The organism is Ruegeria sp. HKCCD6604 (assembly GCF_013110635.1).
Lineage (GTDB): Bacteria > Pseudomonadota > Alphaproteobacteria > Rhodobacterales > Rhodobacteraceae > Ruegeria.
The window spans coordinates 42,930-67,908 of sequence record NZ_WVQW01000005.1; the positions used below are offsets into that span (position 1 = coordinate 42,930).

The 24,979-nt window shown below is 61.8% G+C and carries 23 protein-coding genes and 1 riboswitch; of the genes, 3 read left to right on the top strand and 20 right to left on the bottom strand.

Annotation, left to right across the window (positions count from 1 at the left end):
- Nucleotide 1 precedes the first annotated feature (1 nt).
- Both GS614_RS13230 and GS614_RS13235 read left to right on the top strand, forming a co-directional pair.
- Nucleotides 2-442, top strand: coding sequence for a rhodanese-like domain-containing protein (locus GS614_RS13230; RefSeq protein ID WP_171614465.1), 441 nt, complete (start codon nt 2-4; stop codon nt 440-442).
- On the top strand, nt 439-1,263 hold the full coding sequence (locus tag GS614_RS13235) for a PHB depolymerase family esterase (protein WP_171613487.1): 825 nt from the start codon (nt 439-441) through the stop codon (nt 1,261-1,263). Before GS614_RS13230 ends, GS614_RS13235 begins: the two co-directional genes overlap by 4 nt.
- On the opposite strand, the gene mdoH is transcribed toward GS614_RS13235, so the two are convergent.
- The 13 genes from mdoH to cbiE all read right to left on the bottom strand — a co-directional run bounded on the left by mdoH (nt 1,264) and on the right by cbiE (nt 15,975).
- On the bottom strand, nt 1,264-3,135 hold the full coding sequence (gene mdoH / locus GS614_RS13240) for a glucans biosynthesis glucosyltransferase MdoH (protein WP_171726542.1): 1,872 nt from the start codon (nt 3,133-3,135) through the stop codon (nt 1,264-1,266).
- The gene (locus GS614_RS13245; RefSeq protein ID WP_171726543.1) at nt 3,132-4,631 is read right to left on the bottom strand and encodes a glucan biosynthesis protein; all 1,500 of its coding nucleotides are present in this window, start codon (nt 4,629-4,631) and stop codon (nt 3,132-3,134) included. Before GS614_RS13245 ends, mdoH begins: the two co-directional genes overlap by 4 nt.
- On the bottom strand, nt 4,628-5,845 hold the full coding sequence (locus tag GS614_RS13250) for an OpgC family protein (RefSeq protein WP_152457447.1): 1,218 nt from the start codon (nt 5,843-5,845) through the stop codon (nt 4,628-4,630). The genes GS614_RS13245 and GS614_RS13250 overlap by 4 nt, the downstream gene beginning before the upstream one ends.
- 28 nt (nt 5,846-5,873) lie before the next feature.
- On the bottom strand, nt 5,874-7,244 hold the full coding sequence (locus GS614_RS13255) for a tetratricopeptide repeat protein (protein WP_171170373.1): 1,371 nt from the start codon (nt 7,242-7,244) through the stop codon (nt 5,874-5,876).
- Between the two features lie 179 nt (nt 7,245-7,423).
- Nucleotides 7,424-8,608, bottom strand: coding sequence for a CaiB/BaiF CoA-transferase family protein (locus tag GS614_RS13260; protein WP_171170375.1), 1,185 nt, complete (start codon nt 8,606-8,608; stop codon nt 7,424-7,426).
- Complete coding sequence (locus GS614_RS13265) at nt 8,595-10,214, bottom strand: thiamine pyrophosphate-binding protein (protein WP_171726544.1); 1,620 nt, start codon at nt 10,212-10,214, stop codon at nt 8,595-8,597. The genes GS614_RS13260 and GS614_RS13265 overlap by 14 nt, the downstream gene beginning before the upstream one ends.
- A 79-nt stretch (nt 10,215-10,293) precedes the next feature.
- Entirely contained in the window at nt 10,294-10,752 is a 459-nt protein-coding gene (locus GS614_RS13270) for a DUF302 domain-containing protein (protein WP_171206616.1), read from the bottom strand.
- 58 nt (nt 10,753-10,810) lie between these two features.
- On the bottom strand, nt 10,811-11,581 hold the full coding sequence (cobF, locus tag GS614_RS13275; RefSeq protein ID WP_171206615.1) for a precorrin-6A synthase (deacetylating): 771 nt from the start codon (nt 11,579-11,581) through the stop codon (nt 10,811-10,813).
- Nucleotides 11,574-12,302 carry a uroporphyrinogen-III C-methyltransferase gene (gene cobA, locus GS614_RS13280; RefSeq protein ID WP_171206614.1) on the bottom strand — a complete coding sequence of 243 codons (729 nt, stop codon included), beginning with the start codon at nt 12,300-12,302 and terminating at the stop codon, nt 11,574-11,576. Before cobA ends, cobF begins: the two co-directional genes overlap by 8 nt.
- Nucleotides 12,299-13,621 carry a cobyrinate a,c-diamide synthase gene (locus GS614_RS13285; RefSeq protein WP_171726545.1) on the bottom strand — a complete coding sequence of 441 codons (1,323 nt, stop codon included), beginning with the start codon at nt 13,619-13,621 and terminating at the stop codon, nt 12,299-12,301. Before GS614_RS13285 ends, cobA begins: the two co-directional genes overlap by 4 nt.
- Complete coding sequence (cobM, locus tag GS614_RS13290) at nt 13,608-14,402, bottom strand: precorrin-4 C(11)-methyltransferase (RefSeq protein ID WP_171206612.1); 795 nt, start codon at nt 14,400-14,402, stop codon at nt 13,608-13,610. Before cobM ends, GS614_RS13285 begins: the two co-directional genes overlap by 14 nt.
- Nucleotides 14,399-14,779 (bottom strand): cobalamin biosynthesis protein, encoded by a 381-nt coding sequence (locus tag GS614_RS13295; protein WP_171726621.1) that lies wholly within the window; start codon nt 14,777-14,779, stop codon nt 14,399-14,401. The genes cobM and GS614_RS13295 overlap by 4 nt, the downstream gene beginning before the upstream one ends.
- On the bottom strand, nt 14,776-15,975 hold the full coding sequence (cbiE, locus tag GS614_RS13300; RefSeq protein WP_171726546.1) for a precorrin-6y C5,15-methyltransferase (decarboxylating) subunit CbiE: 1,200 nt from the start codon (nt 15,973-15,975) through the stop codon (nt 14,776-14,778). Before cbiE ends, GS614_RS13295 begins: the two co-directional genes overlap by 4 nt.
- Between cbiE and GS614_RS13305 the strand changes: the two genes are divergently transcribed.
- A complete protein-coding gene (locus GS614_RS13305) occupies nt 15,974-16,705 on the top strand; it encodes a cobalt-precorrin-6A reductase (protein WP_171328966.1) in 732 nt (243 codons plus the stop codon). The genes cbiE and GS614_RS13305 overlap by 2 nt on opposite strands.
- On the opposite strand, the gene cobJ is transcribed toward GS614_RS13305, so the two are convergent.
- The 7 genes from cobJ to GS614_RS13340 are packed head-to-tail and all read right to left on the bottom strand — an operon-like array spanning nt 16,696 to nt 24,656.
- Complete coding sequence (cobJ, locus tag GS614_RS13310; protein ID WP_152457458.1) at nt 16,696-17,460, bottom strand: precorrin-3B C(17)-methyltransferase; 765 nt, start codon at nt 17,458-17,460, stop codon at nt 16,696-16,698. The two genes, GS614_RS13305 and cobJ, sit on opposite strands and share 10 nt — an antisense overlap.
- Nucleotides 17,457-18,185, bottom strand: coding sequence for a precorrin-2 C(20)-methyltransferase (locus GS614_RS13315; RefSeq protein ID WP_171206609.1), 729 nt, complete (start codon nt 18,183-18,185; stop codon nt 17,457-17,459). The genes cobJ and GS614_RS13315 overlap by 4 nt, the downstream gene beginning before the upstream one ends.
- Complete coding sequence (locus GS614_RS13320; protein WP_171726547.1) at nt 18,182-18,811, bottom strand: precorrin-8X methylmutase; 630 nt, start codon at nt 18,809-18,811, stop codon at nt 18,182-18,184. The genes GS614_RS13315 and GS614_RS13320 overlap by 4 nt, the downstream gene beginning before the upstream one ends.
- Complete coding sequence (locus GS614_RS13325; protein ID WP_171726548.1) at nt 18,811-19,932, bottom strand: cobalamin biosynthesis protein CobG; 1,122 nt, start codon at nt 19,930-19,932, stop codon at nt 18,811-18,813. Before GS614_RS13325 ends, GS614_RS13320 begins: the two co-directional genes overlap by 1 nt.
- Nucleotides 19,929-23,222 (bottom strand): cobaltochelatase subunit CobN, encoded by a 3,294-nt coding sequence (cobN, locus tag GS614_RS13330; RefSeq protein WP_171726549.1) that lies wholly within the window; start codon nt 23,220-23,222, stop codon nt 19,929-19,931. Before cobN ends, GS614_RS13325 begins: the two co-directional genes overlap by 4 nt.
- 5 nt (nt 23,223-23,227) lie before the next feature.
- A complete protein-coding gene (gene cobW, locus GS614_RS13335) occupies nt 23,228-24,283 on the bottom strand; it encodes a cobalamin biosynthesis protein CobW (protein WP_171726550.1) in 1,056 nt (351 codons plus the stop codon).
- A gap of 1 nt (nt 24,284) precedes the next feature.
- Entirely contained in the window at nt 24,285-24,656 is a 372-nt protein-coding gene (locus tag GS614_RS13340) for a DUF1636 domain-containing protein (protein ID WP_152457464.1), read from the bottom strand.
- A gap of 91 nt (nt 24,657-24,747) precedes the next feature.
- Nucleotides 24,748-24,955, bottom strand: a riboswitch (cobalamin riboswitch).
- Nucleotides 24,956-24,979 lie beyond the last annotated feature (24 nt).

Sequence of the window (24,979 nt, forward strand, 5' to 3'; positions counted from 1 at the left end):
GATGTTGATCGGCGCATGCGCGGCGATTGCAGGCGGGTTTGCGATCAGGGAATACCGTTTGATCCCCGAAGACCACGGCGGCGGCCGGATAACGGTCGCCGAGGCCCATGAGCAGGCCTCGAAGGGAAGCGTTCTGTTGATCGATATCCGCACGCCGCGTGAATGGCGCGCATCGGGCATAGGCGAAGGTGCCGTGCCGCTGGACATGCGGCGCCAGGATTTTGTCAAGGCGCTGACGGAATTGGCTGGCGGCAATCCGACGACCCCGGTGGCCTTGATTTGCGCGCGCGGCGTGCGCTCGGCACGCCTGAGCAACCGCCTGATCGAAGCTGGATTCACCAGTGTGATCGACGTGCCCGAGGGTATGTTGGGTTCGGCCGCAGGGCCGGGATGGGTTCGGGCCGGATTGCCGGTGCGCAAATATGATGAGGATGCAGGATGATCCGGGAATTCAGTCTGGCGTTGGCCTTGGCAGTGACCGGGCAAATCGCTTTCGCGGGGTGTGCCGGACAAGAGGATACCTGTGAGACACCCATGGGTGCCTATTACATCGAACTGCCCGACGCGGACAATGCGCCCATGGTGGTTTTCCTGCATGGGTATGGCGGCAGCGGGTCGGGCACGATGCGCAATCGCGGGATGGTCGAGCCGCTGCTGGAGCGCGGCTATGCGGTGATGGCCCCTGAGGGGTTGGAAAGGCCCGACCGGGGCGGCACCAAAAGCTGGAACTTCTATCCCGGTTTTGGTGAGCGGGACGAAACCGCCTTTCTGACCGAAGCGGTGCAAGACGCGGCACGGCGGTTTGGCATCGACGCTGACCGTGTCCTTCTGGGCGGGTTTTCCGCCGGAGCTTTCATGGTCAACTATCTGGCCTGCGAGAGCCCCGATACGTTTTCTGCCTATGTCCCGGTGTCCGGTGGTTTCTGGCGCCCGCACCCTGAAACCTGCAATGGTCCGATCCGCATGTTCCATACGCATGGCTGGACCGACAATGTAGTGCCGCTGGAAGGGCGCTTGCTGGGCGGAGGACGCTTTCAGCAGGGTGATATCTATGCGGGTCTCGAAATCTGGCGCGATGCGAACGGTTGTGTCGATCACAAACCGACCGGGTTCAGCACGACGGGTGATTTCATGCGCCGCCGCTGGACCACCTGTGCCGAAGGCAGCGCGCTGGAATTTGCTCTCTTTCCCGGAGGGCACACCGTTCCCGTGGGCTGGGCCGACATGATAATCGATTGGTACGAAGGGCTTCCCGGCAGTTGATCACTCGGCCGGGGTCATGTTGCCTTTGCCTTCGACCAGGCACTTCAGTTCATCGCGATAGCGGCGCGCTGACCGGGTAATGGCGGGTTCGCTGAAGTCTTCCCGCATTCCGACCATCTTGCGCGCGGCACCTGCCGAAACACCGCTGAGCGCAGACAACGGGATAGCCAGCGCCAGACTGATTGCGATCGGGGCCAGCCAGATCGACACCAGACCGGACAGGATACCGACACTCAGCGCCACTCCAATGACGGTTTCAAGCGCATGGCACAGGATCAGCGTTCGCAGACCATAGGTGCCACCGTCGCGGGCCTGAGGCGACCAGCCGCGCTGAATGCCGAAAGCCGTACGGAATACAGCGATCATCTGTTGCACCATCAGGATCGGAGCGTAAAGGATCGACAACAGAACCTCGGCCAGGAAAGAGGCAAGGAATTTGCGCCCGCCACCGAAATCCGCGTAGCGTACACCGCTCAGCGGCAGGGCCAGAACGCCCAGAACCTTGGGGGCCAACAGCATCGCGTACATGACCAGAATGATCAGCACGTGGCGGGTTTCCGACATCTCGGGCCATTGCGGGAACAGAGGATTGTCGGGGCTGAAATAATGCAGGACAGAGGCATCCTGACCCTGACCGATCAGCGCCCACATCAACAATAGCGCAAACCACAACGGGGACATCAGATAGCCGACCGCGCCGTGGAACATGTGGAATCGCGATACGGCACGGAATCCGGAAGAACCCAGCAATTTCAGGTGTTGCAGGTTGCCCTGACACCAGCGGCGGTCCCGCATGGCGTGATCGATGAGGGTCGGCGGTGTTTCTTCATATGACCCGCGAATACGCGGCAGAAATCGCACGGCCCATCCGGCGCGGCGCAGCAGGCCGGCCTCGACGAAATCGTGGCTCATGATCAGCTTGTCCTGACCGCTGAACGAACGCAGCTTGGGCAGGCCGGCGCTGGTGGCAAAGGCCTTGGTGCGGATAATCGCGTTATGGCCCCAATAGTTGCCCTCTTGCCCGCACCAACGGGCCAGACCTTCGGCAAAGGCGATGCCATAGACGCCATTTGCAAATTGCTGCATCCGGGCAAAGACCGACTGTGCGCCGATCAACTGCGGATAGCTTTGAATCAAGCCCGCACCCGGATCGCATGCCAGTGCATCGGTCAGGCGATGGATCGCGCGCCCGGTCATCAGGCTGTCGGCATCCAGCACCAGCATGGCATCCCAGTCCGCGCCCCAGCGGCTGACCCAGTCGGCGATGTTGCCGACTTTGCGGTCGGTATTCTGTTCGCGGCGGCGATAATACAGCTCGAGCCCGGGTGCCAGCGTGGTGCGCAGTGCTTCGACGCTGGCCTGTTCCTGCGCCGCAATCTCGGGATCGCGCGTGTCCGACAGAATGAACATGGCATAGTGGTGTTTGCCGCCGCGCGCCTGAAGATCCTCCAGCATGGTGCGGGCATTGCCCAACACGTTCCAGGGGACTTCATTGTACACCGGGGTCAGCAGGGCCACCCGCAGGGGTTGCGCCGCGGTCCGGCGCTCGGGCCGTTCCTGTTTCGCCAGCGACACCATGCCCAGCAAAACGGTGCAGACGGTGAAGGAAATCCAGAAAAAGTTGAACGAAATCAAAGCCAAAAGGATGGCTTCGACCACGTTTATGCCTTCCGCGCCGAACCAGTCGCACATGACCCACAGCAATGCCAGAGTGGCGGCCATAGCAGGCGAAAAAACCAGCGCGCGCCAGAATCCGGCAGAGGATTTGTGCTGACCGGAAGGCGCATCGGCATCCCGGAACCGTGCGCTGAAGTTCTGCGCCGGCATCGCCAGAGGCGCCTCGGGCGGCATGATATGCAGATCGTGGCTCATGCGGTCCATCGGTACAGCCAGACTTCCGAGGCAGGCTGTTTGTCTTTCAACAATTGCGCGCGCAACTCGACATGGTTGCGTTCGCCGGGCTGGAATGAAAACGCCAGGCGTGGACCACCGGTATCCGGGTTGCGCTGCAAGACGCCTTCCGAAGTTTCCGCATGTGGCGAATCCACAAAGACCGTGATTGCGCCCAGGTCCTCGAACAGTTCGCTGTCTTCAAAATCGACGACGGCCAGCCGGCCTTCGCCAAAGGTGTTCTCGCCCATCGCGGTGTTGATCACGCGCGGCATCGGTGTGCGCTGGGGTTCTTCCCCCCAGATCAGGCGATAGGACAGATCAACCTGACTGCCTGCCGCATAGGGCTCAGCGGGCCTCCAATAGGCGACGATGTTGTCATAGATTTCCTGATCTGCCGGGATCTCGACCAGCGTGACCGAGCCTTTGCCCCAGTCTTCCCGGGGCTCGACCCACAGGCCCGGGCGCTTGTGGTAATTGGCCTCGAGATCGGCATAGTCCGAAAACTGTCGTTTGCGCTGCATCAGACCAAACCCGCGCGGGTTTGTATCGACGAAGGATGAAACCTGCAATCGGGTCGGATTGGCCAACGGACGCCACAGGACCTCGCCCGCGCCATTGCGGATCATCAACCCGTCGCTGTCGTGCACAGCAGGGCGGAAATCGTCGAACCGGCTGTGGTTGGTCTGGTCGAACAGGAACATCGAAGTACCCGGAGCGATACCCACATGGGGCAGGTCTTCGCGCGGGAACAGCGTTGCCTCGACATCCATGATGCAATCCGCGCCCGCCGTGACATTGAAACGATAGGCGCCGGTCACGCTGGGGCTGTCCAACAATGCATGAACGACCATGTTGCGTTGGCCCGGTTCGGGACGTTCCAGCCAGAACCGGATGAACTCCGGAAATTCCTCGCCATCCGGGTCGCCGGTTTTCAACGCCAGACCCCGCGCGGACAGTCCGTAAACCTCGTGCAGGCCAATGGCGCGGAAATAGCTGGCCCCCTGCCAGACGCAGAATTCATCTGTCTTGCCGGGGCGGTGCATTTCAGTGCGCAGGCGCAGGCCCGAGAAGCCCAGCGTGTCATCGATCGGCAGTTGCGGCACGTCTTCGGACTTGTCGAACATATCCAGATCGAAGGCGACCGGCTTGGTCATGCCGTTCTCGACCGTTTCCACCTTGACAGTGCGTGGGAAATACAGGCCGGGGGTGAAGAAATCCACGTTGAAGGGCGTCTCGGTTTCATACCACAGCGCCCGGTCAAGCCGAAACCGGATGGAACGGTATTGCTGATAGGTCAGGTCCTGCCATTCTTGCGGTACCATCTCGCGTTCCACATAGGGGCGGCTGGCCAGATCGCGGGCCATCTCGATCACATAGTCGCGGTCAAAAGGCGTCTCACCGCCCGTCGCATAGGCGGATGGAGCGAAGGCCAAAGCAGTCGTCGAGACGAGGAATGCGCGACGGGTAAAATTCATTTCTTCGACTTCCAGGGTTGTGACTTGAACCAAGCTGCCAGATAGGCAACGCCGATGATCATCGCAAACCCAATCATGTTGGCGATAAAGACAGTGGCGACATCCCGCCCAGCCTGATCCAGCGCGACGCCGATCAGCCGGGCCGCGGCCATGGAAAACACGAAAACGGCAAGGGATTGCTGGCCGACCTTGGTGATAACGGCCAGCAGGAATTGCCAGATGCGTGCGCCCACACCATGACCCGTCGCGATCAGGCGGTGGCCGTGCTCGCCCGCTGCAACCCATCCCAGATAGGCCAGCGACAGAAAGTGGACATATCGAAGAAGGCCGAACTCGGTTTTGCCACGCAGCTCTTCGGTCAGGGGCCAGCCCTTGCGGATCACTGCGCCAAGCTCGGGTGCAGCCGTGTTGATCCAGGTGAAGACTTTCCATGACCCGAACGGGGCTGACAAAACGACAAAGGCAATCGCCACCCAGATCAAGGATTTCGACACGGGCGGGGCCGGAATCCAACCGCGCATGAAGGCGAAGCCGGTGAAAAACAGCAATTGCCATCCGAAGGGGTTGAAGAACCACTGGCGCTCGGACCAGGGTTCGGCGGGAAGGGCAAGCGCGCCGGTTTGGGCGATGAACCAGATGGCCACGCAAACTGCCGCCATCAGCCAGAAACTGACGCGGTAGAGCGCCATGTAAAGCGGCATCAGCGCCAGTACGACCAGATACATCGGCAGGATATCGAAGTAGTTCGGCACATAGGTCAGTGTGAAAATCCCGACCAATTGCGGGGCCGGGTCATTGAAGAAATGCTGAAGGTTCAACGACGAGACATAGGTTTTCTCGAACGCGCCGGTCTGATCCAACGCGGCCATTGTCATTGCAACAAAGAAGAACAGGGCAATATGCGCCCAATAGACCTGCCAGATGCGGTAGGCCACTCGGGCGGTGCCCATCCACCATCCTTTGCGTAGAAATGCCCCGCCAAACGCAATGGCCGAGGCCATGCCCGAGCAGAACACAAAAATCTCGGTAGCGTCCGAGTACCCAAAGCGGGCAGGAATCCACTTTGCCCAGGGATCGTTGGGAATATGGGCGATCAGAATGATGAACATCGCGATGCCGCGATAGAAATCCAGACGCGGATCACGCGCACTGGCAGGGGCTGCGGCCGGGGCCGCAGCGGGTACAAAATCAGAAGCGGGCGATATGGTCGCCATACGTTTTCTGTCCTTCTTGGTCTTCTTGTTATTCGGCGGGGACGCTTTGGACGTCACCGCTGTCGCGGGCCGCGTCGATCAGGGCGCGACGCGCGATGGCATAATTGTCTTCGCCCCCGGCGCGCTTGGCGCGACGGTCATCCAGAATGCGTTCCACCGCGTCCAGGCGACCAGCGCGCAGGCCGGAATCAATGGTAATGCGTTCAAATACATCACGTTGCGCGTGGCTGCCACCGGCCAGTTGCATGGAATCGCGCGCCGCCAGCAGATGATCAAACGCCGTTCCATAATGGCCGTCACCAAAGGCCTCCAGGCCCATGGCCGCAGCGATACCTGGGTCTGCCATGCGGCGGGTGGCGTCGTCGTCGGCGCGGGCCGCATCCTTGTTCATGCGGTTCAGCATCTTGGCCGTGGCATCGGCGCGATTGTCACCGGTAAGCGCCAGCAGATAATGCAGATCCGCAAAGATCAGACAGCCATCTTCCGTTCGTGCGGCACTCAGATCAGCCAGCTCTTCCCAGCGATTTCCGACATTCACGCCCTCAAGTTCAAGCCGCATCAGCAGCGAAGTACCGTTCGAGATGTCGCGATAATCGTCGGTTTTGTCCTTGCGGATGTGATTGTCATACAGCTCGATCACCTGATCGACCTGACCCAGATCCAGATGCATCAGCGCCTTGTGCCACCACACGTGGTACCGGAAGTTGTTGCAGTGGGCCCAGGCCGCCTCGCGCCCGGCCAGCCAGTCTAGGCCCAGCTGCGCATTGCCCGTCATCTCATGGACATGGGCCACCGCGTGCAGGCCCCAGGCATCATCGGACACCATCCACAGCGCCTGACGGCCCGCGATTTCGGCTTTTTCATAAGCGCCTGTTTCTTCCAGCGCGAAGGAATGACAGCCCAGCAGATAGCCGCGCCCGGGGTGGTCCGGTTCATAAACGGGCATCACCCGCTCGATCGAGCGGCGCATTCCGTTTGCATCACCCAGAACGAAGCGGGTCGCATGGCTTAGTTTCATCGCCAGAGTGTCCTGCGGATGGTCACGCAGAATCGCTTCGAATTTCTGAACCGCCTGTGCCTGTTGTCCGGCCAGATACAGGGCCAGCGCATCCACGTAGAGACGTTCGCGTTCAGTTGCAGGTTGACGTTCCATCGCCGCGTTGGCAGCAGCCAGCGCTTCGACAGCAACCGCCATCATCTCGCGCCGCCCAAGCAGCGCCATGAACAGACCTTTGACCGCTTGACCCAGCGCGAAGTCGGGCTCGAGTTCCAGCACTTTGCCCAAGTGCTGCGGCGTGACAGCGGCATGAGCCATGAACCCAAGCAGAACACCATTCCACGCTTCGACTGCCGCCGGCTGGGTCAGGGTGTTCATCTGTCCGAAAACGTCTTGTTTCATACTTGGGTCCAATCTGATTGCGATATTTGACACTGTTCGATGTACCAGAGTGTGCGAGAGGGACGTAACAGTATCGACGCTGCTCTCGAATTGGTGAAATGACGTGTGCGAAAAAGATGAAAAAAACCGCCGATTCAAGGGCATGTTTCAGCGACTTGCCGCCTAAATGTGCAAGTATTTCAATCCTCGAACGGGTTTTCGGCGCTCAGAACAGCCTCAGTATCGGCCCCACAGACCGGCGGGGCGTTACGATATGTTACAGGTGTCCGAGACAGGTTCAGAGGATTCCCGATCAGGTTGACCTGACCCGGCTGGGCCTGCATGGCAATCTGCATCTGTCTTGCGGCCACTTGTTCCGTGTTGAACACCTGATCCAGCGTCTGCACCGGGCCGACGGGCACTTTGACAGCCTCCAGACCGGAAATGACGGTCTGGGTGTCCAGCGCCTTCACAGCGGGGCGAAGAATCGAATTCAGCGCGTCACGATGCTCCAATCGGGCCGGGTTGGTCGCGAATCTCGGATCGTCTGCCAGTTCAGGAGCATTGATGAAGTTGCAGAGTTTTCTGAACTGGCCGTCATTTCCAACCGCGAGAATCACGTGCCCATCGGCGGTTTCGTAGACGTCATAAGGGACGATGTTGGGGTGCCCGTTTCCGCGTCGTTGCGGAACATTGCCTGACGTCAGATAGTTGACACCTTCATTGATCAGCCAGGCGATCTGAGAATCCACCAGCGCCAGATCGATCTGCTGGCCCTCGCCGGTCAAGTCGCGGTGGCGCAGCGCGGCCAGGATACCCACGGTTGCATACATCCCGCACATCACGTCGGCGATGCCAACACCCACCTTCATGGGCGCGCCCTCGGGGTCGCCGGTCAGCGACATGATCCCGCCATAGCCCTGCGCCATCAGGTCATAGCCAGGCTTGCTGGCATTCGGGCCGGTTTGGCCGTAGCCCGAGATTGAACAGTATACGAGGCTTGGAAACTCTTGCGACAGGGTGGCATAGTCCAGCCCGTATTTGGCCAGCCCGCCCGGTTTGAAGTTCTCGATCAGGATGTCCGCATGTGACGCCAAGCGCCTGATTTCCGCCTGACCCTCGGCCGAGGAGATATCCAGCGCGACGGATTTCTTGTTGCGGTTGGCAGACATGAAATAGGCGCTCAGATCCGAGCGGTTGCCCTCGGCATCGCTCACGTAGGGCGGACCCCATTGCCGCGTGTCATCGCCCCCGGTCGCCGGGTTTTCGATCTTGATGACGCTTGCGCCCAGATCGCCCAGAAGCTGTGTGCATGTTGGGCCTGCCAGGATCCGGCTAAGGTCCAGAACCTTGACACCCTTCAATGGGCCTTCAGATGCGGCCATCATAGCCTCCACGCTCAACTTCAGCAGCAATTACCGTAAATGTCTCAGCCTTTACAGCAGCTTCCAGTGCGGCGCGCAACTCTGCCCTGTTGCGAACCGTATGGCCATTGCCGCCAAAGGCCCGGCCCATGGCGGCAAAATCATGATGGCCGAAATCCACGCCCGTGTTGCGCATCTGTCGCTGGCGTTGTTTCAGCTCGATCAGGGCAAGGCTGGCATCCACGAAGACCAGAAAAATCGGGTTGCCGCCCATTTCAGCCGCTGTCGACAACTCGCCCGCAACCATCAGGAATCCCGCATCCCCCGAGAAGCTGATCACCGGGCGGTCAGGTTCGGCCAGTTTCAGGCCAATGGCCATGGGTACGGCACATCCCATCGTGCACAAAGCCGAGGACTGGATCAGCCCGCGTTCTTCGTTGCACGCCCACATCTGGCTCAGCAGAATGCGGTGTGCGCCGCTGTCGGCCGTGGCCAGTGTTTCAAGCGGCAGGACAGCGCGGGTTTCGGCAATGACGGCAGCGGGCCCCCAGCTTTCATCGGTGGGGAAGTCCTTTGCCAGCGCGGCTTTGATCTGCTCGGGTTCGTTGCCCGGCCATGTTTCACGGGCCGGGTTGCCTTTGGCTATTGCCTCCAATGTCTCGCCCGTGTGGGCAACAAGGTTCAATCCAGCTTGATGCATGTAGTGGTCGTTGACCACGGCAGAGATATCGATGACGCGCTTTTCTTCCGGATTCCAGATCTCACGCCAGCCGGGGCGCATTTCGATCGGGTCATATCCCAGGCACAATACCAGATCCGATTGTTCGATCAGAGGCACAAGATGCTTGTCAGCCAGCGGCGACAGCCCCGCGCCGCCCAGACAAAGCGCGTGATCCTCGGGCACGACGCCTTTGGCCTTGTAGGTCGTCACGAAAGGAATGCCAAAATGCTCCAGGAACGCCTGTACCACACTGCGCGAGTCGTCATAAAGGACATCCAGGCCGATGATGGCAATGGGGCGTTCGGCCTCGGCCACCCAGCGGCGGGCCTTTTCCAGGCATTCGCCACCGGGGCTGACCGGCGCAACCTTGGCCAGCCGGCGGCATTTCACGCCGGTAACAGGCGTGTCGGCAACCGAGATCGGGACATCGATATGAACCGGGCCCGGTCGTGGCTGCATGGCCAATGACACCGCCTTGTCGGCTATGATATCTGCGCCTTTGGCTGTCAGTGTAAAAGTGCCTTTGGTGATCGAGCGATAAACCCGGCTGTGATCCACGACCTGATGGGTATAGGTCAACGCTTCGTCGGCATCGACGCATCCGGTCAGAACGACCATCGGCACACGATCCTGCAAAGCGTTCGCCACCACATTGATCCCGTTCATTGCACCCGGACCCAGGGTGGCCACCAGAATCGCAGGTGCTCCGTCGCGATGATGAACGGCCTCGGCCATGAACCCGGCAGAGTTTTCGTGCTTGGTCAGATGAAAGGTGATCCCAGCCTTTTCCAGTGCGTCGACCAGGGTCAGGACCTCGCCCCCCGGCATCCCAAAGGCGTGACGACAGCCCGCTTCATAAAGACGTTGGGCCAGAAGATCCGCAGCGCGGGGCGAGGGGTCCTGCATCAGTCATGCTCCGAGAAAACTGTTTCGAAGCAGATTGCGGAGGACGCCTCTGGACGCAAGGCGGTTCACGGCAGTGTGACTATTTGACTGCGCGTTCAGCGATCGATTGAAACGTCGTGTCAAGCTCGGCGGCAATATTCAGCAGGTCTTGCCCACCTTCCGGGGCGTAAGGCGCAAAGACAAAGCTGGGGGTCTTGTAAGACAGGGTCGCCGTCCCGTCCTGGTTCTCGGTTACGTAAAACCGGATCGGAGCCTCGATCATCGCGTGGACCGAGGTCTCCAGAACCCGCACGGCGTAGTCATTGTTGAAGGCCCCGATCACGCGATTTCCGGGAATCGAAATCCCACGTGCTGCCGCCGCTTTGGTCGGGCCCGCCTGTGTCACGACGATCAACCCGTTTTCCTTGATCGCGGCTTTGGTTGCGTCAACCAGTTCTGCATACGGTTTCTGGGTTGGGTATACGGCCCAGCCCTCGGGCGCATTCTGAGCCCACAGAGGTGAAGCGATCAGGCAGAGCAGGGGAATGAGAGCTTTCATCAACGCGTCTCCGGTATCTTGCTTTGACCTGTGTGCCAGACTTGAGGGTTCTGCGCAGTCACGAATCCGTGTTCACCGCGCGCTGCTGCCCCCCGCGTTTCTTCAGCAAGTAGATATCCATGATCCAGCCATGGTCGGCTCGGGCGCGGGCGCGTGTGTCAAGGATCCGCTGCGCGACCTGGTCCAAAGGGCCGCTGATCAGCAGTTCTTCTTTCATGCCCACATAGGCACCCCACCAGATGTCAAAATCCGCCATCTCAAGGGATTGGAATGAGCATTCCCCATCCAGCATGACAGCAACTTTTGAGGCCCCTTCAGGCCACCCTTCATCCCTGATACGTCGCCCGGTGGTCACGACATAGGGCGCGCCCAGATCGTTGATCGGGATTGCATGAGCCGCAGTCAGCGCCTGTAAGGCGGTGATGCCGGGGATCACCTTGGTATTGGGGCGAGGGTCCAGCCGTGCCGCGATGCGCAGTGAACTGTCATAAAGCGACGGGTCCCCCCAGATCAGCAATGCAACATGCTGCGCCTCAGGGTGAGTGTCCATCGCTTCCTGCCAACGCAGGGCAATGGCGTCGTGCCACTCGTCGACACCGCGCAGATAGCCATCATCCGCCCGGCGTTTGGGGATGTCGAAATAGGCGATCTGCGGCGGGGTTTCCGTGACCTGCGCAATGATATCTTCGCGCAGGCCCGCCAGATCAGCTTTGTTTTCACCCTTGCGCGGGATCAGGATCAGATCCGCAGCCCGGATTGCTTGCGCGCCTTGAAAGGTCACATGATCCGGGTTGCCGGTGCCGATGCCAATCAGGCTCAGGTCAATCATCTTCGCACTCCGCCAGTGGCCCGTAAAGGATCAGGGCCGGAGCTGTGCCGATCTCGGATTTCAGCTGTTCGGCCAGGGCACCGATGGTGGCGCGCGTCAGCTTCTGATCCGGGGTCGAAACCGATTCAGCCATCAGGGCGGGCGTATCCAAAGGCAGGCCGTGTGAATGCAGCGCTTCTGCCAGAAGCGGGAAAGTACGTTTACCCATGAATACGACAGTGGTGGCCTGAGAATCGGCCAAGGCTGTCAGGTTCAGGTCGTCCGGCAACGCGCCACTGGCGTCATGTCCCGTCACGAACTGCACCCGCCGTGCGGTCAGACGACGCGTCAGCGGGATGCCTGCAGCAGCTGCGGCAGCCACCGCAGACGGTACGCCGGGGATGATCTCGAATTCAATGCCCGCATCACGAAGGGCAACAAGCTCTTCTTCAAGCCGCCCGAACATGCCGCCATCGCCGGATTTCAGCCGCACGACATGTTGGCCGGTCCGGGCGTAGTCCACTAGCAACCGGCTGACATGGTCCTGTTTGGGCGAGGGGCGACCAGCCCGTTTGCCTACGCCCACAAGGTCGGCGTCTTCGCGCGCGTGGCTCAGAATCGGCCCGCTGCTGAGGTCATCGAACAAAATCGCATCGGCTTTTTTCATCCTGTCGACGGCCTTCAGCGTCAGCAGTTCCGGATCGCCGGGGCCCGAGCCGATGAAAGAGACAAATCCGCTCATTCAGATGCCTCCGCAATCAGGTGAAAGAACGTACCGGTGACATTGCCCCGAACAGAGCCGGTCTGAGGTCCTTCTGCGCCTTCGGCATCGAACACACGGGCCAGCGGCGCGTCAGGCTGATCCACGATCGAGGAATAGTGGAACTCGTGCCCGCGCAGCGCCGTATTCTGTGCAAATCCCGGCATCGGGGCCAAGAGTTCCGCTTTGCGATAGCCCAGGTTGAATTTGCGTTTTTGGTACGACGTCACCAGCCCCAGCAGGCCAGCCATTTCATGCTGCACGCCATCCTTGTCGATCAGCGCATGACCCAGCGCCATATACCCACCGCATTCGCCATGCACAGGCCTTGTTTCCGCGTGCTTGCGCAGACCAGCGAGGAACGTTTGGGCAGCAGCCAACGTCCCGGCATGCAGTTCCGGATAGCCGCCGGGCAGCCAGACCAGATCGGCATCCGCCGCCGGCGCTTCATCGGCCAGAGGCGAGAAGGGCAGGATCTCGGCCCCAGCTGCGCGCCAGCCTTCCAGCAAATGTGGATAGGTAAAGGAAAATGCCGCGTCCCGTGCCAGTGCAATCCGCTGGGCCGGAGGGCACGGCAGCGCGTCTGACGATGGCCCAATGGGGCCTGAGGAAGCCGCCCGTTTGATCGCTTCCAAATCCACATGTTCGCGCAGAAATGTAGCATATCCCACAATGGCGCTTTCCAGATCCGGGTGTTCGACGGCCTGGATCAACCCCAGATGTCGCTCGGGGAGGGTCAGATCGCCTCGGCGCGGCAGCACGCCCAGAACCGGCAGGCCTGCACGTTCCATCCCCAGCCGGGTCAGGCGCTCGTGCCGGGGGCTGGCGCAGCGGTTCAGGATCACGCCGGCAAAGGGCAGATCGGGGTTGTATATCTTGAACCCCAGCGCTGTGGCTGCCGCAGATTGCGCCTGGCCGCCGACATCCAGCACTAGTACGACCGGCCAACCCATCCGTGCGGCAGTCTCGGCGCTTGACCCATGACCCAACTCGCCCGGCTTGGCCACGCCATCGAACAGGCCCATCGAGCCTTCGGCCACCACGATGTCAGCGCCTTCGGCCTGAGCTGAAATTGCGTTCAACAAAGGATCGCCCATTGCCCAACTGTCAAGATTGAACGAAGCCCGCCCAGCCGCTGCTCGGTGGAAGGCGGGGTCAATATAATCCGGTCCGCTCTTGAACGGTTGAACGGTCAGGCCATCCTCGGCCAGCGCTCGCAACAGGCCCAGCATGACCGTTGTCTTGCCCGTGCCCGAGGACGGTGCGGAGATCAGAAGGCCCGGAGGGTTAATCATCACCATGGCTCCAGCTCGACCAGGGGCTCTCGGCACTTTGTGGACGATAGCGGCGGTCGTAATCTTTCGAATAAAGGCAGCTTTCGTCAAAGCCTTCGCCCGCCAGGGCCGGACCGACCATGATCAACGCAGTCCGCGAGATGCTGTCATCCAGCGCCTCTTTGAGCGTTCCCAGCGTCGCGCGGATGATCCGTTCATCCGGCCAGCTTGCGCGATAGACCACGGCGACCGGACAGTCGGCCCCATAGGCCGGGGTCAGATCGGCAATGACCTTGTCCAGATTGCCGATGGACAGATGAATGGCAAGTGTCGCCCCTGTGCGTGCGAAATTCTCCAACGTCTCGCCTTCAGGCATGGAAGATGCACGGCCCGGCGTCCGCGTCAGAACCACGGATTGCGCCAGCCCGGGCAGAGTAAGCTCGGTTCCCAAAGCCGCCGCAGCCGCCGCAAAGGACGGAACGCCCGGAGTTACGCTGACCGGGATGCCCATTTCCTTGAGGCGGCGGATCTGTTCCCCCATCGCCGACCAGACCGACAGGTCGCCGGAATGCAGACGGGCCACGTCCTGGCCGGCCTGATGTGCGGCCTCGATCTCGGCCATGATCTGATCCAGATCCATTGGCGCGGTGTTCACGATCCTTGCGCCTTCGGGGCAGTGGCCGAGGATTTCTTCAGGAACCAGGGAACCCGCATAAAGGCAAACGGGGCAGGATGCGATGATGTCGCGCCCGCGCAGTGTCAACAGGTCGGCGGCGCCCGGTCCGGCGCCGATGAAATGAACGGTCATGTCTGTCCTCCGATGGCAATGGCGCAGGTCGCCAGCCGGTCGTCTGAAATCTGTCTGGGTGAAAGCAGCCGCGCGCCCGGGCCAAAAAGCTTTCCGGCGGCGGCCAATGCGGATGCTTCGGCCACGCTCCCGGTGCCATAGGTGGCGCGGCTGCGGGTCGAGCAGGTGAGAGTGCGTTGATCGGCCAGGTCGGCGGCGGCAACGAAATGCAGAGGAAGGGACAGTTCTTCGGCAAAAACCGTCAGGGCGGAATGACCTTCCTTGTCGGCAACGGTTGCCAGGGCGGCGACATCGTGGTTTGCGGCCGCCGTGACAAATACGGCGCGCAAGCTGTCAACCGTGGCGGCGGACGAGAATCCCAAACCGGCAACGATCATAGCGTCACGCTCCACTGCACCACCGGATAGGCGGATTTCCAGCCGCGCCGCGGTCCAAGCGGCGCCGACTGCGCGAGTTCGATCCGCAGGAGTTCACCGCCCAGCTTCTCATGCCAATGGGCCAACGTGGCCTCGCTTTCCAAAGTCACGGCATTGGCAACCAGGCGGGTTCCGGAAGACAGGTTCTGGTGCAGCCAGTGCAGCAGGTCTGGATCAAGCCCCCCTCCGATGAACACCACGTCGGGCAGTTCCAACCCATCCAGTGCAGCGGGCGCGGTGCCATGGATGACGTTCAGCCGATCCTGACCCAGTGCATCGGCATTCCGACGAATGCGCTCAGCCCTGTCAGCACGGGGTTCAATGCTGGTTGCGGTCAGGGTCAAATCGCACATCAGCCATTCGATGCTGATCGAGCCGGTGCCCCCTCCGATATCCCACAGGTGCTCGCCCCTTTGCGGAGCAAGCGCCGAGAGTGTCAGCGCGCGGATCGGGCGTTTGGTGATCTGCCCGTCCGTCTCGAAGATGTGGTCCGGTTTGCCAGACGCCTTGGAAAGGGCAGGTCCTGCACCGGAAACCTCCAGACCGACGCAGACCGGATGGTCGAACGTACCCAACAGCGCCTCGGTCAACGTGACTGTTCGGGTGTCTTCGCGCGGACCGCCAAGCGCCTGCATCACATGCAGGGCCGAGTCGGCAAAGCCTGTCTCGGTCAGATACCGTGCCAGTTCCGCCACGGACTTTCCGTCACGCAGCAACAAGATCGCGTGCGCTCCCGGCGCCAGATGAGGACGCAAACGGGTCAGCGGCGCGGCGTGAAGGCCGAAGGTCAGTGTGCTTTCCAAAGGCCAGCCGAGCCGGGCAGCGGCCAGCGAGAAGGTGGATTGGCCGGGCAGGGCGGTCCATTCACCGGCATCGAAATTGCGCGCAATGACCGAACCCGCGCCAAACCAGAACGGATCGCCCGAGGCCAGAACAACCGTCTGCCGGCCACGCAATCCCTTCAGGATCGGCAGCCCTTCCGAGAACGGCACAGGCCACTCGACACGTTCCGCCCCTGTTTCGGGCAGCAATGACAGGTGGCGCGGCGGCCCCATGATCACTTCGGCCCGGTCCAGCACTTGACGGCTGGTTGGCGACAGGCCATCAAACCCATCTTCGCCCAGTCCCAGAACGGTCAGCCACGGAGATTCAGACATGACAACCCTCCTGATCCTTGGCGGCACGACCGAGGCCAACGCGCTGGCCAAAGCTGTTTCGCAACAAGGGATTGCGGCTGTGTATTCCTACGCTGGACGGGTGGAAAACCCGCGTCCGCAGCCCTTGCCGGTAAGGGTTGGCGGTTTCGGCGGTCCGGAAGGTCTGGCCGCCTATATCCATGAGAACGCCATCACCCATGTCGTGGACGCGACCCATCCATTTGCGGCCCGGATGAGCCGGAACGCGACCGAGGCATGCGCCGCGACGCGGACGCCATTGGCCGCGTTGACTCGCGCGGCCTGGGTGTCGCAGCCCGGCGATGTCTGGCGTCACGTGCCCGACATGGCTGCCGCCGTGGACGCATTGTCCGGCGATGCTCAGCGTGTCTTCCTTGCCGTTGGCCGCATGCATCTTGAAGATTTTTCGACCCGACCTCAACACAGTTATCTGCTGCGCCTTGTGGATGAGCCCGACACTTTGCCCTTGCCGAATGCAGAGGTGGTCGTCGCCCGAGGGCCGTTTACCGAAGCCGACGACCGGGCGTTGATGCAGCGCCATGGTACGCAGCTGGTCGTGTCCAAGAACGCCGGCGGCACGGGCGCGCGCGCCAAGCTGGACGCGGCGCGGGCGCTGGGCCTTCCCGTGCTGATGATCGACCGCCCGGTTCTGCCGAAGCGGACCGAGTTTTCGCAGGTCGCACAGGTTCTGGACTGGCTGTCTCATCCCTGATCCTCATCAGGGGTGAAGCGAGGGGTGTAAACGATGGGTGCGCCATCGCGCTCGATGACGCGCGTTCGGGATGACCCCACGATCACCACGGTCTGCATATCCGCCATGTCGGGCGTGGCTTCGGCCAGTGTCGAAATACGCATCTCTTCATCGGCCCGCGATACGGCGCGGGCGAACAGGATCAGACGTTCGGGCTCACATTCTTCACGCAGGATTTCCAGCGTTTTTACAAAGCCTTCCGGGCGGGACTTCGAGCGCGGATTGTAAAAGGCCATCGAGAAATCCGCCTGTGCGGCAAGGCGCAGGCGTTTTTCGATCAATGACCATGGTTTGAGGTTGTCGCTGAGGTTGATGGCGCAGAAGTCATGCCCCATCGGGGCGCCCGCGCGCGCGGATGCAGCCAACATCGCCGTGATCCCCGGCAGCACATCGATCTGAAGGCCACGCCATTCCGCAGGGCCGTTTTCCAGTGCTTCGAAGACGGCCGCCGCCATGGCAAACACGCCGGGATCGCCCGAGGATACAACGACCACCCGTTTGCCATCGGCAGCCATTTGCAGCGCATGTTGCGAGCGGTCGATTTCGACCCGGTTGTCACTGGCATGCAGTGTAAGGCCGGGGCGTTCGGCAATACGCGCCACATATGGGATATAGCCCACAACATCGGTGGCTTCGGCCAGCGCGGCTGTTACTTCTGGTGTAACAAGCGCCTCGTCACCCGGCCCCAGACCGGCAATCTTGACCCAGCCGCTCATGGTCGCCGTCCCTGACCGTGCACGACGATGATCGAGAAATACGGGGTGATCTTCTCGCAGGCTTCGGACAGCTTTGTCACCGTCTGGTTCGGCATCTGCGCATATTCCACGATCCACGCCCGGTCATACAGGCCAGCGGTCTTCAGAGCGCGCTTCACCTTGTCGATGTTGCGTCCGATTTTCATCACGACCAACGCATCGGTCAGAGCCATGCGTTCCGCCAGCGTGTCCTCGGGCAGGGTGCCAACCAGCACGGTCAGCACATCATCACCCCAGGTGATCGGGTCTCCGGTCGCGGTCCAGGCTCCGGACATGCCGGTAATGGCGGGTACAACTTCAACCGGCGCGTCTTGGCGCAGTCGGCTGTAAAGGTGCATGAACGAGCCATAGAAGAAGGGATCGCCCTCGCACAGAACAACCACGTCCTCACCCCGTTCTGACAGGGCCTTGAGATGCCTTGTGCAGTCTTCGTAGAATGCTGCCAGCAATTCGTTGTAACGCGGGTCTGTCACCGGGATCTCGGTGGTTACGGGATATTCCATCGGAAACTCGACCGCGCCTTCGGGGATCATCCCGTTGACGATCTTGCGCGCCTGACCACTGCGACCGGGTTTGCGGAAATACGCCACATGCTTTGCATTGCGCAGGAGGCGATCAGCCCGGACGCTCATCAAATCCGGATCGCCGGGGCCAAGGCCCACACCGTATATGGTGCCCATCTTCATTCTGCCCGGCTTGAGATGGCGTTGATGGCCGCCACCGTGATGGCGCTGCCGCCCAGACGACCTTTGACGATGCAGGATGGCACCGGTTGCGCCTGCCACAGCGCATCCTTGGATTCCACCGCGCCGACGAAGCCAACCGGGCAGCCGATGATCGCGGCAGGGCGCGGGCAATCCGGGTCTTCCAGCATGTTCAGCAAATGGAACAGTGCGGTGGGCGCATTGCCGATGGCGACCAGCGCACCCTCCAGATGCGGCCGCCACAGCTCCAGCGCAGCGGCGGAACGGGTGTTGCTCATCTCGGCGGCCAGCGGGCGTACGCGTTCATCATGCAGGGTACAGATCACTTGGTTGTCGGCGGGCAGGCGGAAACGGGTGACACCTTCGCTGACCATGCGCGCATCACACAGGATCGGTGCGCCATTTTCCAAAGCAGTGCGGGCCGTCTGCACGAAGCCGGGCGAGAAATGCACGAACTCTTCCAGTCCGACCATGCCCGCGGCGTGGATCATGCGAACGGCAACCTGCTCTTCATCGGCATCAAAACGGGCCAGATCAGCCTCGGACCGGATGGTGGCAAAGCTTTCCTTATAGATCGCCGCGCCATCGGTTTCGTATGTATAGGGCATCAGGTGAAGTCCATAGTCATGAGTGTTTCCGGGTCGAGTCCGCGTTGGCTGGGCTCATCCCCTGCGCGGCCCTGTTTGACAAGATCAAATCGTCCGTTTGCGCCCACCAATGTGATGTCGGCAGGACCCATGCGAGCGCATCCCTTGCTACAGCCCGAAACATGGAGGCGTCCGGACACCCGCACAGCCAACGCCCGGGCGATGTCGCGCGTCTCGGCCTGCGCCTGCGGGCAGAACGGCGCGCCGGGGCAGGCGTCGGTGGTCATCAACGGATCGGTTCCATCTTCGACAAAGGCCGGGGCAGGTATCGCCGCCCCGCCTTCCAGCAGGATCAGCCGCCACGGGGTGACGCGCAGGGCGCAAGCGCCGCTGTCCTCGATCAGGTCATACAGCTTGCGCGCAGGCAGCGACCCAAAAGCCGCGCCGTACAGGGCACCCAGTTCACAGCGGCCCGGTTGAAGCTTTGCGCCAACAGAACCGGGCGCACATCCCTTCCATTCCTGCGGCAGGGCGTCGATGACATGCGCCATGCGGCGTGTCTCGGGTGTGTAGGTTTCGGCAAACCACATTGCCAGCGCGATCACGTGGTCAATGGCGTCGGTCTCGGTCACGCTCCGCCCGGTTTCGCAGCCATCGGCGCGCAGGATCAGGCCGCCTGCACCGGTTTCCAGACGAATATCAGCCGAATCCGACGCCAGCAGACGTTCGCGGCCCGTGTCGATTGCAAAGCCGAACTTTGCCGGCAGGGCCGGCAGCTCCGCAAGCCGATCAATCAGTTCATGGGTCAGTCGAGCAGTCAAATCGCCCGCCTGATAGAGCGGCGTAACCAGAATATTGCGGCGTATTTCGATACCGGGTTCCGCATCCAGCAGGTTCAGCGCGGCAAGCTCTTTGAGCAGAGGCTGATGGTCTTCCTCTTCCACGCCCCGCAATTGCAGATTGGCGCGATTGGTCAAATCGATCGAGCCGTTGCCAAAGCGGTCCGCCAGATCGCACAGTCCCAGTGCCTGATCGGCCTCCAGACGCGCCAGCCGGGGCCTGACCCTGACGACCAGACCGTCACCGGACATCATCGGACGATGGGCGCCCGGGCACCAGCCCTGAACAATTGGTGCACTCATCTCAATCCCTCCAGATCAGCCCGGATAGAGTTCCGGCGCGTGTTCCAAAGCCCGGCCTCAAGCAGCGCGCGGAACCGGTCCTGCATGGCCTGGCGCGCCTTGGGATTGGCCTCTTGCAGGAACGCGTCGACCTCTTCGTTGCCCAGAGTGGCATCGTGGTAGAGGTCAAAAAGATGTGGTGCGACCGTGCCAGACAGATGCGCGAAAGAAGCCATATGATCCAGCGTTGCCGCGATTTCAGCCGCCCCCCGGAAACCATGGCGTTGCATCCCGGCGATCCAGCCGGGGTTGGCGGCACGGGCGTGGACGACTCGGCTGATTTCTTCGCGCAAAGTACGGGCCCGCGGATTTTCGGGGTTGGTATTGTCCAGATGGTAAAGCTGCGCGGTTCCGCCGGCGATCTTCTTGGCGGCGGCAAAACCCGCCTCGTGTGTGGCATAATCGTTGGCCAGAAGAAGATCGGTTTCGGTCAGGTCCTGCAAGTGGACAAAGCTGTCCGCATTTGCAACGCGTTGGGTGATGCCGTCCTTGTCCTGCGAGATGTGTTCGCCTTCCAATGCAAAAGAGCTGGCCTCAAGCCACGCTTCACCGGCCTGCGCACGGGCCTCGTCGGTATACACTTCGGAAAGTTCGGTCATATTGACGCCATAGCTTCCGGGCGCAGGTCCATAGACCCGCGCTGCCGGCTCCTGCCCGGCATAGGGGTTCCAATCCCTTGCCTCATCGCGCGCGGCCAATGCGCGAACCGCTTGGCCAAACAAAGCGGACAGCGTCGGGAAAACATCCCGGAACAGGCCCGAAACCCGCAAGGTCACGTCCAGACGCGGGCGGCTCAGGTCGGTGATCGGCAGAACCTCGATGCCGGAAACCCTCTCGGACCCTTTGTCCCACACGGGTTTGACGCCCAGCAGGTGCAGGGCCATGGCGAATTCCTCGCCCGCCGTGCGCATGGTGGCTGACCCCCACAGATCGACGATCAGCCCCTTCGGGTAATCGCCTTCTTCCTGAAGATGGCGCCGCACCAGTTCTTCGGCCAGTTTCACACCCTGAGCATAGGCCGCACGGGTCGGAACCGACCGCGGATCGGTGGTGTAAAGGTTCCGCCCGGTGGGCAGAACATCTGACCGGCCACGATAGGGGGACCCTGAAGGCCCGGCATCAATCCGCTTGCCTTCGAGCGCTTTGATCAGCGCGTCGCGTTCGGCGTGGGCCGAAGGAGCCGGATCGAAACTGCCCGTCACTTCGGGCACACGCCCGAAGATGTGCAGCCCGTCGCCAAACTGGCTTTCCTTGATGTCACAGACAAAGCGGTCGATGCGGGTGATGGCCTCGGCGGTGCAGGTTGCCTGATCGAGGCCAAGATCGCTTTCCAGCCCTATCGCCTGCGCCTCATCACGGATATCTTCCTGCAAGCGGTCGCGGCGTTTGGGGTCAAGCCCGTCGGCGTTGGAAAACTCATCCAGCAGCGATTCAAGCCGCACCATCCGATCCGGCGTGCCGCTTTCCTTCATCGGGGGCGGGATGTGGCCCAGCGTGACGGCTCCGATCCGGCGCTTGGCTTGCGCGGCCTCGCCCGGGTCGTTCACGATAAACGGGTAGATCACCGGCAGATCGCCGATCAGCGCCTCGGGCCAACAATCGGCAGACAAGGCGACCGATTTTCCGGGCAACCATTCCAGCGTTCCATGCGCGCCGATATGGATCAGCGCATCGGCACCCAACCCTTTACGCAGCCACAGATAGAAGGCGACATAACCGTGGCGCGGGGTGCGCGAGAGGTCATGATAGTCGTCATCCCGCAGCTCGGGCGAGCCGCGTTCGGGTTGCAGCGCGACCAGCGCCTTGCCGCGCCGAAGCGCGGTGAAATGGAAGGCACCATCGGCACAGGCCGGATCATCTTCGGGCGCGCCCCAAACGGCGTGCAGATCAGCGCGCAGGGTCTCGGGCAATTCCGCAAGCGCATCCTGATAATCCCCAAGCGACCACGAAATCCGTGCGTCCAGAAGAGTGTCGGCAATCGGTTCGCCAGTCGCGATGTCGTAGCCTTCTTCGTCAAGATCGGACAGCATCGCCGCGGCCGAGGCCAGCGCGTCGAGGCCAACCGCATGAGCCATCTGCCAGTCTTTGCCGGGATAGGTGGACAGGACCAACGCAGGAATCTGATCTGCCTTGGGTTTGTCGTTCAGTGCAAGCCAGCCCGATACACGGTCGATGATCGCTTCGATCCGGTCCGGTTCAGGCCGATGTGCAAAGCGCGCGTATTCCAGATGCGGATCGCGTTTGCTGGGTTCCTTGAAAGACGCGATTCCTGCTGAGATACGTCCATCCACCTCGGGCAGTACCACATGCATGGCAAGATCGGCGGGGGACAAACCGCGTTCCGCCTCGGCCCAGGCTTTGCGGCGCGAGGTGGCGAGAGCGACCTGAAACACCGGCACGCCTGCCGCGTCCAGAGGCGACGTTCCCGACGCGCCTTTTCCCGAAAACGAAGTGGCGTTGACAATGGCCGATGGGTTCAGCGCAACAACATGTTCCCGCAACCAGTCGGCGGCCACAGGCGCCTTGAGAGACGGGGCAAACAGGCCCACCGCCTGGAATCCACGGGCGCGCAGGCTGCGGATCAGGACGGCGATCGGGGCGGTGTCTGCCGAGGTCAGGTAAGCGCGGTAAAAGGTGACGAGGATTCGTTTGGCCTTGCTTTCGAACGCGGTTTCCACCGGGATTACGCCGCGATCCGGACACCACACGCCACATTCGGGCAAGGTCTTGGCGCCCATCACCGGACCGGCATAAAGCCCCGCCGCCAAAGCCATCTGCGCCAGCGCCGCCTGTGCCGCGACCTCGCCGCCGGTATCGCACAGATGCGCCAGACGCCGCAGGGTCGAGACCGGCAGGGTGGAATAGTCATCCAGCCGCGTGTCCTCGCGCCCGTCAGCGGGCAGCACCGCCAGCGCGATGCCCTTGGCCTGCGCCAGCGCCAGAACCTGCTGCAACCCATAAGCCCAGTAGGGGACGCCGCCGATCAGCCGGATCAGAATGCCCTTGGCGCCCTCGAGCGTCTGTTCGACATAGGTATCGACCGACAACGGGTGTTTCAGCGCCGTCAAATTCGCCAGCCGCAGGGTCGGCATTCGCCCTTCCGGTCCGCCACCACGATGCCAGCCCGCCGCGAAAGCACCCAGATCGCTGTCCGAAAAGGACAGCACCACCAGTTCCGCCGGGCTCTGGCCCAGATCGGTTGGGGTCTCGGTTTCCTCGAGCCCGTGGCTTTCGCGGAAGACGACGTGCATGTGTCTTACTCGGCAGCCTCACGCACACCCACGAGGATTTCGCGGATTTCCGCCTCTTTGATATCGTCATGCTCGGCGATGACGACCAGACGCGAACGACGGTCTTCACCGGGTTCCCACGGGCGGTCATACTGGTGCCGTACCCGCGCGCCGACCGCCTGAACCAGCAGGCGCATGGGTTTGCCCTGAACGGCGGCATACCCTTTGACGCGCAGGACGTTCAGTTCATTGGCGAGGCGTTCGATATTGGCGACCAGTTGGGCCGGATCGGTCTGCTCGGGCAGCTCGACGATGATGCTTTCGAAATCGTCATGCTCGTGATCGTGATGGCCGTCGTGATGCGAGGGGCGGGCGTCCATGTCATCCTCGGCGGCGGCTTCCAGACCCAGCACAACGCGCACGTCCACGGCACCTTCGGCCACTTCGACGACGGGCAGGGGGCGCGGCGCCTCGGCGGCGATGATCTCGCGCGCTTTGGCCACGCCTTCGGGGCCGGCGAGGTCGGGCTTGGTCAGCAGGATGATGTCGGCGCACGAGATCTGATCCTCGAACACCTCGGACAGGGGCGTTTCGTGGTCGATCGAGTCATCGGCCATGCGCTGGGCGTCCACCGCTTCGACATTGGGCGCGAAACGGCCTGCGGCCACAGCCTCGGCATCGGCCAGAGCGATCACGCCGTCGACGGTGATCTTCGAGCGGATGTCAGGCCAGTCGAATGCCTTGAGCAGCGGTTTCGGCAGGGCCAGACCGCTGGTTTCGATCAGGATGTGATCCGGGCGCGGCTCCAACGCCATCAGGGCCTCGATGGTAGGAATGAAATCATCTGCCACGGTGCAGCAGATGCAGCCATTGGCCAGTTCCATGATGTTTTCCGCCGGGCAATCAGGAATGGCACAGGATTTCAGGATGTCGCCATCGACGCCCACATCGCCGAACTCGTTGACCACGACAGCAAGGCGCTTGCCCTGTGGGTTCTGCATCAGGTGACGCACCAAAGTGGTCTTGCCCGAGCCCAGAAAGCCGGTGATCACTGTGACGGGGAGTTTTTCGAGGTTCGACATGTCAGGCTCCAATCGGGGGAATGCGCGAGGCACAGTTCTTGCGAAAATGTTCGGGGCGTTCGCGCCATTTCACCAAACCATCTTCCGTGGCCAGATACTTGGTCGCGCCGTCGACGATGACGTCGACATGATCTGTTTCGTTCAGGTTTTCATACACGAATGTCCAGCGGCCCGGCCCGCGCAACACGATCGAACAGCCTTGATCGCAGTTTGACAGGCATTCAACGGCTTTCAGGGTGACACCGTCGGGCAGGTCTGCCTGTTCCAGGGCCTTGTGCAACAAAGCGCCCGGGCGTTGCGCATCATCTTCGACAGGCAGGCCGCGACGGCAGGTAGTACAGACCAGCAACTCGACTGGTGCGGTCTCGGTCATGTCTCTCATCCCCCCAAATCCTCTTCGCGGGGGACGGGGTTTCATGCGGGCCACGAGTGGTCATGGACCCGACACCGGAACACCCCGCCCGGTTTCAACTTCGGTTGTTGGCAGGTCTCCCGGCTTGCGGATGCCAGAGGCGGGCCTCTGTCGGATGTCCCGCCTTCCCGGCTTTCGGGCCAGTGGCATTGGGCATCCTCTCCGTTCACGGTCGCGGGGGCGGCTGCGTTTGGCGGCAAGACCGTTGACGCATTCCCTTTTCATCGGCTCTCACCGACACCAACGAAAGGGACATGCGGCACCGCTGGCCTGCTTGTCAAGCG